The 16,198-nt window shown below is 38.7% G+C and carries 12 protein-coding genes; 4 read left to right on the forward strand and 8 right to left on the reverse strand.

Annotation, left to right across the window (positions count from 1 at the left end; all coding sequences use genetic code 11):
• Nucleotides 1-15 precede the first annotated feature (15 nt).
• Genes AAC073_RS11190 through AAC073_RS11210 form a run of 5 tightly spaced genes read right to left on the reverse strand, consistent with a single transcriptional unit; the run spans nucleotide 16 to nucleotide 6,152 of the window.
• Nucleotides 16-2,316 (reverse strand): TonB-dependent receptor, encoded by a 2,301-nt coding sequence (locus AAC073_RS11190; protein WP_339923919.1) that lies wholly within the window; start codon nucleotides 2,314-2,316, stop codon nucleotides 16-18.
• A gap of 46 nt (nucleotides 2,317-2,362) precedes the next feature.
• On the reverse strand, nucleotides 2,363-3,412 hold the full coding sequence (locus tag AAC073_RS11195; RefSeq protein WP_339923920.1) for a ChuX/HutX family heme-like substrate-binding protein: 1,050 nt from the start codon (nucleotides 3,410-3,412) through the stop codon (nucleotides 2,363-2,365).
• Between the two features lie 52 nt (nucleotides 3,413-3,464).
• Nucleotides 3,465-4,265 carry a heme ABC transporter ATP-binding protein gene (locus AAC073_RS11200; protein ID WP_339923921.1) on the reverse strand — a complete coding sequence of 267 codons (801 nt, stop codon included), beginning with the start codon at nucleotides 4,263-4,265 and terminating at the stop codon, nucleotides 3,465-3,467.
• Between the two features lie 7 nt (nucleotides 4,266-4,272).
• Complete coding sequence (locus tag AAC073_RS11205; RefSeq protein WP_339923922.1) at nucleotides 4,273-5,325, reverse strand: iron ABC transporter permease; 1,053 nt, start codon at nucleotides 5,323-5,325, stop codon at nucleotides 4,273-4,275.
• Nucleotides 5,325-6,152 carry an ABC transporter substrate-binding protein gene (locus AAC073_RS11210; RefSeq protein ID WP_339923923.1) on the reverse strand — a complete coding sequence of 276 codons (828 nt, stop codon included), beginning with the start codon at nucleotides 6,150-6,152 and terminating at the stop codon, nucleotides 5,325-5,327. The genes AAC073_RS11205 and AAC073_RS11210 overlap by 1 nt, the downstream gene beginning before the upstream one ends.
• 585 nt (nucleotides 6,153-6,737) lie before the next feature.
• Between AAC073_RS11210 and AAC073_RS11215 the strand changes: the two genes are divergently transcribed.
• Nucleotides 6,738-8,714 carry a VCBS repeat-containing protein gene (locus AAC073_RS11215; protein ID WP_339923924.1) on the forward strand — a complete coding sequence of 659 codons (1,977 nt, stop codon included), beginning with the start codon at nucleotides 6,738-6,740 and terminating at the stop codon, nucleotides 8,712-8,714.
• Nucleotides 8,715-8,797: 83 nt separating this feature from the next.
• Here AAC073_RS11215 and AAC073_RS11220 read toward each other — a convergent pair whose 3' ends face one another.
• Nucleotides 8,798-10,435: an FAD-dependent oxidoreductase gene (locus AAC073_RS11220; RefSeq protein ID WP_339923925.1), complete on the reverse strand. Its 1,638-nt coding sequence runs from the start codon at nucleotides 10,433-10,435 to the stop codon at nucleotides 8,798-8,800.
• Nucleotides 10,436-10,999: 564 nt separating this feature from the next.
• On the opposite strand from AAC073_RS11220, the gene AAC073_RS11225 reads away from it, so the two are divergent.
• On the forward strand, nucleotides 11,000-11,587 hold the full coding sequence (locus AAC073_RS11225) for a hypothetical protein (RefSeq protein ID WP_339923926.1): 588 nt from the start codon (nucleotides 11,000-11,002) through the stop codon (nucleotides 11,585-11,587).
• Nucleotides 11,588-11,847: 260 nt separating this feature from the next.
• Nucleotides 11,848-12,561 (forward strand): response regulator transcription factor, encoded by a 714-nt coding sequence (locus tag AAC073_RS11230; RefSeq protein WP_339923927.1) that lies wholly within the window; start codon nucleotides 11,848-11,850, stop codon nucleotides 12,559-12,561.
• A 120-nt stretch (nucleotides 12,562-12,681) separates the two neighbouring features.
• On the opposite strand, the gene AAC073_RS11235 is transcribed toward AAC073_RS11230, so the two are convergent.
• The gene (locus tag AAC073_RS11235) at nucleotides 12,682-13,359 is read right to left on the reverse strand and encodes a porin family protein (RefSeq protein WP_339923928.1); all 678 of its coding nucleotides are present in this window, start codon (nucleotides 13,357-13,359) and stop codon (nucleotides 12,682-12,684) included.
• Nucleotides 13,360-13,862: 503 nt separating this feature from the next.
• On the opposite strand from AAC073_RS11235, the gene AAC073_RS11240 reads away from it, so the two are divergent.
• Nucleotides 13,863-14,720, forward strand: coding sequence for a formate/nitrite transporter family protein (locus AAC073_RS11240; RefSeq protein ID WP_339923929.1), 858 nt, complete (start codon nucleotides 13,863-13,865; stop codon nucleotides 14,718-14,720).
• A 104-nt stretch (nucleotides 14,721-14,824) separates the two neighbouring features.
• On the opposite strand, the gene AAC073_RS11245 is transcribed toward AAC073_RS11240, so the two are convergent.
• Entirely contained in the window at nucleotides 14,825-15,655 is an 831-nt protein-coding gene (locus tag AAC073_RS11245; RefSeq protein WP_339923930.1) for an endonuclease/exonuclease/phosphatase family protein, read from the reverse strand.
• Nucleotides 15,656-16,198: the final 543 nt, after the last annotated feature.

Genomic DNA, 16,198 nt, shown 5'->3' on the forward strand with positions numbered 1-16,198 from the left:
AGTTTTGTGTTATAGTTATAAATTTAATAGTGGTATTTTCAACCCTACGAAGAGTAATCTTCCCGGCATATTTGGTTGAGATACTTGGGTAGTATTGAGTAAATTATTAATTCCGGCCTCTAGGAATATTCCATTGTTAAAGCTTTTTGTTGAGGTCAGGTTGATGGTAAGCCATCCGGGCTCAAATTCCCCCTCGTCATCCAAAATCAGGTTTCCATTAAGGTCAGAAAACCCAAATCTCCCTCGGTAAATTAGCCTTAAAGCCCAATTGATACCGGTACGGTTTTCCTCATAGTTGACCTTAAAGTTTCCACTGTGCGCGCTTCTATTGAAAAGCCCTCCGTAGTCGGCAGTCGTTACTCGGATAGTCTGGTTACTGGCATTTTTCTTATAGACTTCTCCATTTTTTATTTGTGCAACCACATCTAAATCCCTGGAATCCAGAAAAGCATAACCGGCACTGAAATTCAGGTTTTCATTGAATTTATAATGCAGGTCTACATCCAGTCCTTGGGTGATTACACTACTAATATTAAAATAAGAAAAAGCATTTTGTCCGGAAACCAACTGCGCTATTGGGGCAGTTTCGATCATGTTTTCCAAGGCATTCCTGTAGGCGTTAAATTGCACCAATAATGGTTCGATAGGTTTCCATCGAAACCCCGTATTTATGGCCCAAGAATGTTCCGCCTTTAATTCGCCAAGATTCTCTGGTTGAATAAGACGTTTTGCAACCAAACCTTTTTCCTCCAATGCGGTCAAGGCTTCATTTGCCAAATTGGAACCAAAGACATAGTATCCTGCAGAGGCATTATTGAAGTTAAGAAGCAGTTGCCTGAAATCCGGCGCTTTAAATCCTGAACCAATAGACAATTGCCAACTAAAGTCCTTGGAAAACTTGTATTGACCGGAAAGCTTTGGGCTTAACCTACTCCCATAAACACTGTGAAAATCCCCTCGTGCACCACTGACTATATTGATTTTATCAGAAACGTCCCATTGGTGTTGCAAGTAAAAATAGGTCGCTTCGAAACGGTTCTTATCATCATAACGGGTGGCTTCAACTGTTTCTCCTGAAAAACCTAAACCCAAGGTTAACAACTGTTTTTGATTCACATTATAATCTGTTTGCAACTCCGTCCTTTGATAAAACTGTCTAAAATCCTGAACATCAAACAGCTCTCCTTCTTTTTGATACTTGCTGACAGATGATGTTTTAAAAATGGTACTCATGGTCCTAAGCGTAATCAACCAATCATTGTTTGGCTTGTATCTCAGAGTAGGATTGACATTGACTTCATTTCGCTTATCCACCACATCCAGCAACTCCTGCCCGGAAGTTTCTTCAACAGCCAAGAATCCGGTGGCCCGTTCGGCATATCCACGCATAAAGACATTAAAATTCCACCCTGATCCTAGATTGGCCCCTAACTTAAGCTGTGCGTTGTGTGACCAATAAGGGTTTTGGGTATGGCCCGTAACTTCGGGGCTTAAATCATAGCCATCGGTGGTATAGTAATCGTAAAGGGCAGCAACATTCCATTTTTCCTTTCTGATCCCTAGGTCTAGATATGGATTCCAAGTATTAAAAGACCGCTGTCTCAAGCCCAGATCCACTTTTTTGCCCTGCCCACCGGATTTTGTTATAATATTTACTACTCCGGCCATTGCATCGCTCCCATATATGGCACTTGCAGGTCCTTTGAGAATTTCTATTCTTTCAATATTCGAAACAGAAATACGGTTCAAATCAAAAGTACCGGCGGTCCTGCCAATTAATGGCTCCCCATCCAATAAAATAAGAATGTAATCTGTATCTAGTCCTTGCATTTGTAAACCTGTGCCATGATTAGATACTATTTGTAAGCCTGTTTGCTCACTTAAAACCTCTGAGAGTCTTATCCCCCCTGTTTCCTGAATGGCCTTTTTGCCCACAACGCTAATCGGCATAGGTAAATCTTCAACAGTTCTGTCCGTTCGAGTGGCTGAAACCACAACTTCGTTCAGCTCTCCCTCCTTTTCGACCAAAACAATAACCTCAGCCATTGCCCATTCATCCCAACTAAACTTCTTGCTTTCATGCCCCAAGGCAAACACCAAAACTGAATCACCGGAAGCTAAAAGGTTCAAACTCACTTCCCCCGAAGGGCCAGCTAGTATAGGCGGAAATTGGTCAACCTGAACCACAGCGTTTGCCAAGGGCTTCCCGTGATTGTCTACAATCACTTTCTCCCCTTCTTTGGCATGAGAGGAAAGTATTGCCAAAAGGCTAAGGAGAAATACGCTACTCCATTTAATAAGATTAATTCTAAACATGGGTTCAAATTTTTTTGTGCAGGGAGCTAATATCCCTGCACTTTTTTTAACTCAAGCTGTCCAACAGGTTTTTCCATTCCCCTTTTTGTGGAATTCCGGGTTTTCTCAAGCCGAAAAACTGACAAATCATATCTCCTTTTTTGTCGAATAATTCCAGTGCTGAAACAAGTCCATCTGTGGTGTTTTTATGAACAACAAATACCTTATCGACAACATCTTCATTGAGATGCATATTGAAATCCGGATCCATTACATTTAGCCAATTGCCCAATTGTTTGATGTTTTTTACTTTGCCTTGATGTATTTGAATGTTTCCCTTATTTCCGGCAAATATCATTATGGGCAATTCTGTTTCTGAAGCGATGTTTACGATCTTCCTAGCAGAAAGGCGGTCCACCTGATAGGCCCATTTGTCACCAATCCATTCCACAGCATTTAATCTATTCAGCTTGTATTTACGCAACATGCCAAAAAAATCGTGGGTGTCTTTCATGTTTTCCCAATCCGAAGAGAAGCTTTCAAAATCCAAATCTTCTTTAGCAGTATACTGCTGCACTGCCATTGCTTCAGGTTCCAGAGCAGAAGTCTGGTCTTCATGACCATGAGCTGCGATCATTTTATTGGCAAACTCATGATCTGACTCTTCCTGAATATAAACTTTCATCACTGCATCTCCCTGCCCATCAAAATATTGAAAACTAAAAAGAGGACCTCTTGGGCTTTCACTTTTTACGGCAAAGCCATATTTCCATCCGGAAAAAAATACCCTTTGCTCAATAGGGCCGATCACTGTAGCTATTTGATGAGGACCGGCTCCATGAATCTCAATTTTCTGAAACCTTCCTTTGTGTTCCAGTACACAGCCTTCACTTCTAGTAAGGGCCATTACTTTTCCCAATTGCGGGAATTTTTTTACTTGATCGATAAAATCAGTAGCTAAACGGACCACATTTTCTCCTAGTCCCGTGGCAATTAATTCAGCTTCGGACACGTTCAATTCCTTTGCAGCATCTCTTATTCTAAGTTTGGGATTTTGCTTTTTTAATTCTTCCCATGACTCTTTTAGTGTAAGCATTGGAGTGGGTATGGTTTTCATAATGATATCTCTTTAAAATTTGATTTCTCCGATAGTAGCAATACCTATTTTACTACATGGTCCGAGACGATGAATACATTTTTGATTGATTGGAACTGTGTATAATTAGTTGATTGGTGGCTTCACAATGCATGCATTTGATAGGATAATCAAATACCTTCTCTAGCAGGAATTCGTCCATACCTTCTTTCATTGGACCACAGAAACAAACCTTACCTGATTTGAGGAGAAGAATTTTGTCTGCATATTGTGCTGCTAAATTCAAGTCATGTAGAATTACCAATACACCAATATTTCGGTTTTTTAATTGGCATAAGATATCCAAAACAGCATGCTGCTGGGCTATATCCAAGCTTGAGGTAGGTTCATCCAGCAACACATAACGAGGGTAAGGTTTTCTTTCCCATACCTGAACCAACACTCTTGAAAGTTGTACGCGCTGTTTTTCTCCTCCAGACAATAGGGAATACTCTCTAGCTTGAAGGTGTTCAATTTGAGCCAAGTCCATGACTTCGGCAATGGTCTTATCGGGATTATGTGCTTGAATTGAAATAAGCCCTAATTCAACAACTTCACGAACTGTAAAAGGGAAATTTACAGATGAATGCTGAGGCATTACAGCCCGTATTTCCGCCAACTGCCTTGCCTTAAACTTGGCAACATTGAGACCATTATAATGCACCTCTCCACATGAGCAGGGTGATTCGCCAGAAATCAGTTTAAATAAGGTTGTTTTTCCGGCTCCATTGGGACCTAAAACAGCTGTAATTTGACCGGATTCAACTTCCAAACTGGTGGAATCCAATATGGTTTGATTTTTTGTCCGAAATTGAATGTTTGAGGCCCTTAGCATTGCTGTATTATTTTTTTAGATTATAGATCAAGCTCATAAAGAAAGGTGCACCCAATAAGGAAGTAATTACCCCTATGGGCATTTCAGCAGGAATGGCAATTGTTCTGGCCAAAAGGTCAGAAAAGTTCAATAAAATTGCTCCCAATAAAAAGGACCCGGGTAAAACCAACTGATGATCGGCACCAAAACTAATTCTCATCAAATGAGGAACGATTAGGCCCACAAAGCCTATCATCCCAGTCAAAGAAACCGCCACGCCTACAATAAGCGCTGTGGAAACGAGTAATATCACTTTTGTTCGATTAACATTTACTCCCATATAGAAGGCCTCTTTTTCCCCCAAGGCCATGGCATTCAAATTTTTTGACCCACGCAATAAAACGAGTGAAGGAATACAAATTAGCACCGCAGCAATAGGCAATTTACTCCATGTAGCACCGCTTAAATCTCCCAAGCTCCAGAAAGTAAAACTGCGCAAAGCAGTATCGTCCGCATAAAACAAAGTCAGCCCAATCAAGGCTCCTGCCAAGGCATTTATGGCCACACCGGCCAATATTATGGTGGCAGTACTTTCCCCCTCTTTCTTGGAGCCCAAGTAATACACAGCAAATACATTGACCAAGCCACCGATAAAGGAAAACAAGGGCAAGCCTAGTTTTTCCAAGAATGGTACAGTGCTAGCCATTCCCGGTAAAAGCACCAAGAAAACAACGGCAAACAGGGCACTACCACTACTCACTCCTATCAAACCCGGTTCTACAAGTGGATTTCTAAACAAGCCTTGCAAAGCAGCACCGGAAATCCCCAAGCCTCCACCAACCAAAACTGCCAACATTATTCTAGGAAGTCTAATCTTTAACAAAACATTGGAAGACCTTATATCAAAAGCCTCTAAATGGAAGCCTAAAGGCTTAACTAATGCCGCAAATGCCTGAGAAAAGCCGATAGAATAGGCACCTTTGGTAAGTGAAATCAATAAAACAACAACAAGAAATACGGTCAATGAAACCAATACCCATCGACTTAAGTGCTTTTTCGTTGAAGCCTGAATGAATGCCATTATTTATTTCTAACAGCTTTGGCTAATTCCAAAGCAACTTGCCCAACCCTAGGACCAAATCCAGACAAATAATGTCCGTCAAAACTCAGCACCTGCCGCTTTTGAAAGGCTTTGGTCTCTTTCATGCCTTGAATTTTGGATAGTCCTTCTACTCCTCCCAAACTTTCAAGTCCGGAATCAAACAAAACAAGGTACTCAGGAGACATGGTCACCAATGACTCAGGCGTCAAAGGAACAAAATCCTCAAAGCCTTCAGCTGCCATACCTATTCCCGCTAAGTTGAAAATAGATGCTACAAAACTCTTCTCTCCTGCTAGAAATAAAGTTTCAGGTCCTCGTGCCATCACAAAAGCTGCCGATGGCTTTTCCGTTTGCTGACTTAAGTAATCCTTCAATTCATTTAAGTCTATGTCTATTTCTTCATTTATTTTTTCCCCTTTATTCGCTACCCCAAATAAGTCTGCCAATTCTTTGACAAGTGCTTTGGTTTCTTCTGGATCCTCAGGCTTCTTAAAAAAATGAATTTGCAAGTCCATCAATTTAAGCTGGTTCACCACCTCTTCAGACAAGTAGCCATCCTCAGCTAAAACCAAGTCAGGAGAAAGTGACAAAATCCCCTCCGCCTTAATCTGATTTCTATAACCTATGCTTGGTAATTTCTGCATGGATGAAGGATAGGTAGACGTACGGTCAGTAGCAATAATTTTATCTCCAAATCCAAGGGAATACACAATCTCAGTGATGGTCCCTCCGGCAGTAATAATTTGCTCACCTTTAGCGCTTAAATTATCCGTTGCATTTTTATCATTCGGGGAGCATGCATACATACAGAAAGCTAATAAACAGGTAAATAAGATCCTTAACATTTATTTAGATTAATTATTATTAAACTATTGAGCCACGAATTTACCTCTATTTAGATTAATTCCAAATATAAATAACGAGATTTTGAAATTTTATCTAAAAATAAATCATGTCTGGGCCCCCATTTAAATTGATACATTGCTCTACCCCTTTTCAAGCCAATCATCCTATAGCCAAATCTATAATTAGAGGTATATTTCTCTATTTAGCTACCAGTAACAATATAATATTATGTGAATAAAGAATTATTTTAGATATTTATTGGGGAAAAGTAAAAAGCGAAAACAGGAAAGCTTAATTTATCCCTATCCGCGTGGTCACTTTTGGACAATTGCGGTAAATTGTTGTGTGCATCAGGCTAAGCAGTCAATATTTTTGGATAAAAAAGTATTGACTTAAAGTTACTTGATCATCACAGCGGATAGCTGACAAATTATTCGAAACTAAACACCCATTTTAAATGCTCATTTTCAATAAAAATTTGTGGCACTGAAAACTAGCTTAAAACAATAATTAATAATATGACACATGAAACCCAAATTATTAAAATGAAAAAATTAAAGAATCCCTTTGGGAAAAACTTTTTAATACTTGGCATCCTGGCTTTTGTAGCAGCTTGCTCAAGTCCCAAAGCTACAGAAGACAATGAAACGCCAAGTGATTTTGAAATAGTTAAATACAACAACCCGGGCGCCAGTTCCTTTTTAGGTGTGGGCTTATGGGCATGGCCGTTGCCAATGGATTATGATGGCGATGGCGACATGGACATGCTTGTATCTTGCCCAGACAAGCCTTTCAATGGTTTGTACTTTTTTGAAAACACAAGTGGGGAAGAATTTCCTGATTTCGCTCCTCCGGTAAGAATTGGTGATGCCATCTCTAAAGTGCAAATTTCTCATACAGATCAGGGCGTAAGGGTTTTAACCCCGGGTGCAGAGCTGACGAACTTCATATCCGATTTGGACTCCTCCCCTGAAGACCTTTTCCCAATTGAAGAGCTAACCAAAGAACTGGGTAAAAAACCTAGATTCAATCAATGGAAAATGGTGGATTATGACGGCGATGGGGATTTGGACGTTATTGTTGGGATGGATGATTGGTCTTCCTACGGATGGGATGATGCCTACAATGAGGAAGGTGTCTGGACCAATGGGCCGCTGTTTGGTTATGTATACTTGCTAGAAAACAAAGATGGGGCATATGAAAACCGCGGAAGGATCCAAGCCGGTGGTGAGGAAATAAATGTATATGGGGCACCATCACCGAATTTTGCCGATTTTGATGGTGATGGAGACCTGGACCTTATTTGTGGGGAGTTTTTAGATAAAATGACCTATTTTGAAAACATTGGTACCAGAGAAAAACCAGTATATAAAGAAGGAAAATTACTGGAAAATGAGGAAGGAATTATTAAAATGAACCTGGAAATGATCATTCCTGTAGCCCTAGATTGGGACAAGGATGGTCATGTGGATCTAGTCGTAGGGGATGAAGATGGTCGAGTAGCATTGATCAAAAACTCCGGAGAAACAAAAAATGGATTACCTATTTTTGACTCTCCAAAATACTTTAGACAACAGGCAGACAATCTCAAATTTGGGGCATTGGTGACGCCGGTGAGTGTGGACTGGGACAATGATGGTGATGAAGACCTTATTGCCGGAAATTCTGCAGGTCATTTTGCATTTATAGAAAACTTGGACGGGGCTGCCAAACCAAAATGGGCTGAGCCAAAATTACTGGAAATAGATGGGGAACCTATAAGAATTCAAGCCGGAGACAACGGATCAATCCAAGGTCCTGCAGAAGCAAAATGGGGATATACCACCTTGACAGTTGCCGATTGGGATGCTGATGGTAATAAAGACATTGTGTTTAACTCTATCTGGGGACGTGTAGAATGGATTAAAAATACAGGCAATGGTTTATTGGCACCACAACCGGTGAAAGTAGACTGGGCAGGTCAAAACCCTCCACATCCAGCTTGGAACTGGTGGAAGCCTGAAGCCAATGAATTGGCAACACAGTGGAGAACTACTCCTTATGCCATTGATTGGAACAAGGATGGCATTATGGATTTGGTAATGCTGGACCATGAAGGTTACCTGGCACTTTTTGAGGGCAAAGGGAACAATGGAGAACCCATTCTTCAACCCGGGAAAAGAATTTTTTATGGGGAAAATGGTTCCACCTTCACCAATAAGGACATAGTAGAGGACACCAATCCGGGAGTCTTAAGGTTGAACATCTCGGATGCCGGTAGCAGTGGACGAAGGAAAATCAGTTTCATGGATTGGGACAATGACGGGGATTTGGACCTATTGATCAACAGTGTGAATATTTCATTGTTTGAGAACGTAAGTGAAAGCCCTGAGAAGGTGGTCCTCAACCACAAAGGCCCTTTATCTGAAAAAATCCTAGCTGGACATACCACTAGCCCAACCTTTGTTGATTGGGATAAAAATGGCACTTGGGATGTTTTGGCAGGTGCTGAGGATGGCCATTTCTATTACTTGCGTAGGTAATTCTTAAAAGATAAAGTACAAAAGCGGCTGCAAAAATTGCAGCCGCTTTTTTTGCTAACCAATTATTGAAATTTTGCTCCTGCTTAATTGTTATTAGTGATTATTTCCAGCCAATTATCCGGAAGGCTTAGCAACTGATCTTGACTTAGCAGGACCTTCTCTAACTCCGTATAGGGTATGTCCTGAACGGCTATATCTTCACTAACAGCAAGAGCAGCTGCAGCCCCTATACTCTGACCCAAGACCATAAATGTAGGGACAATTCTGATGCTACCATAACCTACATAACTCGAAGACAGGCAGGTAGGTGTCAATAGATTGACACACTCTTCTTTTTTAGGAACAGAAGATTGAAAAGATATTTTAAATGGTTTCCAGCTATTGTCATTTTCTACATGCGTGAATCCTTCATTGTAAGCTTTGCCATCTTTTACAATTCTTCGCGCATGGTGCATGTCAGGTGGCCACCATGCAATGGCTACAGGATCTGAAATTGTATCCTTATTATTAATATCCGTATTGTATTCAGTGATGACATAATCTGAAACCATTCTTCTTCCACTTCGGATATATAGGCGACGCGGCCAATTGCCATTGTCTGTGAATTCATCTTTTGGCAGGCCCCAACCTTCCCAATTGGCTCTGGTAAGACTGTCTACACTTTCGTCATTCTGCAAAAACCATAGTAAACCCATGGTAAAAGCCCTGTGGTAATTGATGATACTGTCCTGTTTTTCATAATTGCCTTCAGGGTATTCCCAATTCTCTCCATAGAGATTCGCAGACAAGTCGTGCCAACTGCCTATATCCGTTTTACCATTATGTCTATTGGGAGCAGGAGAAAAGAGCTTTCCTCCTGCTTTAAGGTATCTTCTATAAATCTCATACTTTTCTGGCTCATAACCTTCGGGCTTATGGATGGGTATCCGGTTACTCTCCTCCTTGGTAAGGCACATTCTGAAACAGAAACCTTGAATATAATGACTCGGATCCCCATGATTTCCTAGTGAACCGGATTGAATGGTTGGAATTAGCCCACTTGATGAATCACCCTTAATAATATACGGATCAACCTCCACCGTAAACTGTTTGAAAGTATTTACCTCTTGCACCCCATTAAGCGTTTCCCCATATTTTTCATTTCCCTCCCGGATGGTTTCAGTGGAGATACCTGCAAAATGTAGCAAATGACCTTCTATGGAAGCATCAATAAATACTTTGGCTTTAATGGTTAAACCATTTTCAAGCATTACCTTTTCTATAACCTTTCCGTTCTTTACTACACCGTTTTGTTCCTTTATCCTTGCACCTCTTATGATGCTTATGTTTTTTTCCTTTTCCAGCAGTAGCTCTATGGTTTCTTCAGCAACAGATGGCTCATATTTTGAATACCATTTGGGATTGTCAAATTCAGCTTTAAGGCCGTAATGGTTTTCAACGGTCTCATAAAATTCTCTAGCAATCCCCCCTATTACAATTGTATTCCCAAATCGCATGTCTTTTCCGAGGCCTTCTACCACCATCCCCCCGGGATGCCCTGTGGGCTCAATTAGCACCACTTTTTTACCTAGTCTAGCTGCTTGGATTGCTGCAGTAAATCCAGCTTCACTTCCTCCTAAAACACATATATCCGTAGTATAATCATCTTGCTGCACTTCATTGTTACAGGCATTTAGCAATACAAATACCGTCAATAAATATATTATTCTTGAAAATTTCATGTATTCTTAGATTGGGTTTGTGGTAATATTTTTTTCTGTCATCCAAAATTAGATCTTCTGAATTTACCTAAAATAGAAAATAAAACATAGAGTGGTTTCGCAAACTCAGTACTTTTAAACGTTTTGAGTAAAAAACTTTTACACATCATTTCTAAAAATACTAATCTTGCGGGAAATCCAGTAGTTTGAAGCATATTAACTTTTCTCCTAAGGAAAATTATTGACAGTAGTGTAGATTCTCCTCGCAGAAGCTGATGGTTGAAATTGATGGTAATCAACTCAGGCCTGAAATAAACTGTCAAAAGATTCAATCCTTTAAATAAAGGGATTCCCACTTTAGCTAGATTAAATACATTTCCCCATGCCTTAGAATCCGGATTTGAATCCCTTATTTAGACGTGATACTCAGCTTTTTCGAATTTTTAATCGCATCACTTTCCCTATTCATCGCTGTCTTTTTGGGTTTCATCGCACTTTCGAAAAATTAGTTTTTAAACCCCTTATGTTTGGTCCATAATCTAAAAACAAACAATCAAAATACACTAACATTCAATCAATAAGATCATGAAAAACATACTTAAAAGTACCGCAATTGCCGCATTAATGTTCATCTCTTTAACTTCTATGGCTTATGAACCAAGCACAAGTTTGATCAAGGGCAGCGAAGCTAAAAGTTTGGTATTTAAAATGGCAGCAACTGCTAAAGGAACGGTTGTCTCCCTGAGCGATGCTAAAGCCAACACATTATTTTATGATGATGTGACCGACAAAAATTACGCGAAAAGTTTTAACCTGAATAACCTAGAAGCAGGCACCTATTTTCTCAAAGTAAAAGATGATGCTCAATCAGTAGTTTACACTTTTGAAATTGAAGATGCTACAGTCAAAATCATAAGAAAAGAGGTGTCAAAAAAGACAAATGTATTTGACACTGATGGGAAAAAAGTACATTTAAACCTTACTAATAGCGATTTGAGTGCTGTTGACATTAAAATTATCAATGAGGAAAATGCCAAAGTATTTGCAGAGACCCTAACTAGCCAGCCAAGTATTGCAAAAACATTCAATTTCGAAAAAGCCATCAAAGGAGACTATATCATTAGCGTAAAAGATGGCAAAAAGGTATACTATCAAAATGTAAGTGTAGATTAAAAATTTTCATAATGGAGAAGCCCTTGCCTTTACAGTTTTGTATTGTGCAGGGGTATCTTTTTTTAAGTCCACTTGCTAAGCAAATCTTCGACAACCCAATTCAATGATCAAGGGTTGATTTTATTTCTGAGAACCAGGACAGAAGGAATAATCTTTTTAACAAGCCCTATGACGAAAGTTTCATTTTTAGTCAAAAAAGAATAAATTGATGGGCAAGTCCTATTTACATAGATAAAAAGTATACCGTTAAACATCAATAAATGATAAACTGCATTGCCGTAGATGATGAGCCTCTTGCCTTAGAGTTGATTAAAAACTATATCAGCAAGATACCCTACCTCAATTTGGTATCTACTTGTGACAATGCTTTTGATGCAATGGAGGAAATGCAAAAACAACCAATAGATCTTCTATTGATAGACATACAGATGCCTGAATTAACGGGGCTTCAATTTATCTCAAGTCTCGAAAAAAAACCCTTGGCAATAATTATCACAGCCTACAAAGAGTTTGCTTTGGAAAGTTTTGATCTTGACGTTGTCGACTATTTGGTAAAACCGGTCCCTTTGGATCGTTTTATTAAAGCTTGCAATCGGGCTAAAGAGCGACATGAATTGCTTACCATTAAACCTTCTTCTCCATCAATCAAAGTGATGGATTATGTTTTTGTACAGGTAGATTACAGTCAGGTAAAATTAAAATTTGAGGATATCCTTTGGCTAAAAGGATATGGCGATTATATCAAATTTTACTTAAAAAATGTCGCACAACCACTCGTGGTAAGGATGAGTTTTAAGGAGGTAGAATCACTTTTACCTTTGGATCAGTTTATCAGAATTCACAAGTCTTATGCGGTGGCTATTAGTGAAATTACCTCCATTCGGAAAAATAGTTTGTTTTTAGGAGAGATGGAGTTTTCGGTTGGGGAGTCCTACAAAGAAAGCGTAGAAAAGCTGGTGGATTCAGGCCATTAAATTGCTTTTATTCGACCCAAATTATACCCTTTAATCGAATCAAACTTTTTGAGGACAAAATTGATAACAAAAAAACCCTGACTTTAAAAAAGCCAGGGTTGCCTGATTGATTCTAATGGGTTATAGCCCTATACCTATATAGATCTGACCTACTCCATTCTTCGAGTTTTCTGTCAATTGACCAGCAATCCCGCTGTTTCCTATTTCTCGGAAACCATAGTTGTACCTGACGCCGATGGTTACAGCTTTTACATCAAAACCTACTCCAAACATTGCTCCATAGTCAAACTTATTAAAGTCATCTGTATCCAATGTAGCCACATCAGTAGAACTTAAATCAGAATTCTTAAGGTCTTTTACATTGGCTGATACAAGATAAGAAAGATAAGGCCCTGCATGAAGGTTTAATGGCCCAACATTTACTGCCAATGCAATTGGAACCTGCACGTAATTTAAGTTAAACCTTACTTCCCCTGATTCAATTCCAAGGACATTTTCCAAATCTGACCCTCCATAGGTAAGTTTTGATCCTGTATTAGAATAAAGTACCTCAGGCTGTACAGCAAGGAAACTATTGATTGGTATTTTACCAAATACACCAAAATTGAATCCTGCTTTCATGCTTTCATCCTCTACTGTAGGTTGATCAACGTACAACTGAGAAAGATTTAAACCACCTTTGATCCCAAATTTGGGCCCAGGGTTATTGGTTTGTCCAAAAGTATGCGCTGTTCCAAACAGTAAAAATAGTGCTGCTAGAATTCCGACAAATTTTTTATTAGGCGCGTTTTTTAACATTTTATTATAGTTTTCAGTTATAGATTATTGTAATATCACCGTTTAACCATTTTATATTTTATTTATACTATAGGAATATAAATTTAATTTTTATGGTCGATACCTACGAGTTAAGTAATTTTATCGGCTTAATATTGTACAATGCAAAGAGAATGCCAAGATTATAATTGACACCTGGACAGCCGGGAAATTTTAAATTAAATATTTTACCTTTAGAATTGGCCAGACATCTGCAGCATGTTAAAAATGTTGGTTCTGAATAAAAATTGGAAAAGAAAAGTCGGATATTATAAGCTGATGGAATAAATCCAATGCGATATTTCGTAAAAATTAAAAAGAAATTAAGCTAGCTTAATCAAATTATTGGTGAAGGATTAAAGCTCAACCCTCATAAAGCTTTAGAATAAGCTAGTTTTATAATTCATCAAATAGTTACCTACCTATATTTCATCGTTCAAAACACGAACTAATGAATAATACAAATTGTGGATACTAAATCATTTATGAAACCTGAAAAAAAAGACCAAAAAGAACACCAGCAGGACCTAGAAAAAAAATCCAATGAAATAAAAGAGTCGGGAAGATATACTGAAATCCTCAGCCGAGTCATACACGAGGGAGAGGAAATATTCAAAATTAAGAAAAGAGCTGTATTTCTGAGTGCTTGTATTGCAGGACTTGAAATTGGCTTTAGCTACCTCTTGATTTCCACTTTGTATTTCTTGTTGGTTGGAAAGGTAGACGAAAACATTATTTTTAAATTGTTCGGCCTTGTTTACCCCTTGGGCTTCATCATGGTGATCCTTGGTAAATCTGTGCTTTTCACAGAACAAACTTCAGTGCTGGCCTTGCCTGTCTTAAATGGGCAAAGAAGTATACTGGAGCTACTGAGTATTTGGGGGATAGTCATTATTGGAAATGTTCTTGGAGGAATTTTATTTGTTTTTTGCGTCAATGATCTGGCCGCACAACTCAATCTTTTTAACAAGGAAACCATGGTTAAAATTGGTAGCCACATATTGAACCACAGTTACTGGGTTTTATTATTAAGTTCAATATTTGCTGGTTGGCTCATGGGGCTTTTAACTTGGTTGTTGAACAGCACAACTGAATCACTAACCCGAATTCTCTTAATAGCACTGATAACCGGCACCATAGGTTTTGTTGGCTTTCACCACAGTATAGTAGGAAATATTGAAGCTTTTGCAGGATTTCTGTATTCAGAAACGATCTCACTGGGAGATTATTTGATCTTCCTATTGCTTACCTTAATGGGAAATGGCATTGGTGGCTCTATCGTGGTATCCCTATTTAAATACCGGATTTTCGAATCCCATTACGCTTATAAAAACAAAAATTAGCCAATAGCGAAAAGGAGGGAATTTAAGCTACACTCAGTGAAGCCTCTTTGGGTACTGTTTTGATGCTATTAAAAAGACATCCCCTACTTTGCTTTGGGAAACTATCACAACTTAAAAGTGGTCACCACAAAGCCATGATCAGAGGGATAGGCAATGCTTTTTTCGTTTATAAAAAAGGGCTCCCCCAAAAATGCTTTGTAGGATTTAGACTTTATGGCTTTTAAGGCATTTCCTTTATAATAGATATAATCGATTCGGTGTTCGTCCTTTTTCCCTTTGGTATCCCATGTGATCCCAGGATTGGCCAATGGATCTGGATTTAAAGTTCTATAGGTATCGATCAACCCCAGCTCTTCTAAAACTTTAGTACTGTACCAAGGCACCACCAAACCATTGTGTAATTCCTTGGTCTCACTTCCCCAATCCAAATGTGAAGGAGAATTCATGTCTCCACCGAAAATCATCGGAATGGAATCCGTTGCAGCACTGTATTTTTTCAAGTAGGGAAGGACTTTTTGGATCATTCCATATTTGGTTTCCGTTTGCTCCCATACGAGCAATTCCTTGCTGGTCATACCCAGTTCTTCAGGAGAATCCTCCCAAGGTAAATAATGAAACCAATTAGAGAAAAATCGAATTTTTTGGTCGTTTATTATTATTTCTCTACCTCCAAGGTAAAACGGATAATCCGTATCAATTCGTTCTCCAAATGGAAACTTAGAATAGATAGACAAGTTGACGGTTTCATCCTCCGGGGCAGTTCCTTCGGCTGCAATCAAATGAAATTTATAACCCAAAGCATCTGCAATCATTTTTCCAGATCCATAGGTTTCTACCATCAAAATGACATCAGGATCAATTTCCTTTATGATTTCAATGACCTTCTTAGGGCCGTTTTCGATATCGTTGCCACCATGCAAAATATTCCAGGCCATGACCTTGAAAGTTTTCGTTTCTTTTTGTGGGCTACAGGATGCAAAAAATAGCGCAAATGACAAATAAAATAAAATCCTCTGCATAAGTTAAGACTTTTCATTGGTGGATTTTAAAGATCGGTATTAGTTGGCAGAACAAATAACAATTTTTATCTAGAAAAAGCTGGCTTGGGGTTGTTTCAAATTTCGATTCTCCTTAGGTATTATGCTACAAATTTCTGGAAATTTTATTACTGAGATAAAGTTAGGTTTTTATCTATTTGCTCAAATATGGGTAACAATGCCTTTCCATTCTAGCTTTCGGTATTAAGTTTTCTAGCGCAATTTTCAAACTGTTCAACCCGATAAAATCGTTACCTTATTTTGTAAAAAGACACAAATTCAGTCAACCATATAACAGTTAAATTCTTTATTTGCTTCATAATAAAATGATTATTAACATTAGTAGAGGCTATAAAAGTATCCGATTGAAGGCTATAATTCGGGAAGAATTTTAGACAATTTTACACAAATTGAAATGCTCGTAGTGACATTGATACTTTT

It is taken from the genome of uncultured Cyclobacterium sp., assembly GCF_963977555.1.
Classification (GTDB): Bacteria; Bacteroidota; Bacteroidia; order Cytophagales; family Cyclobacteriaceae; genus Cyclobacterium.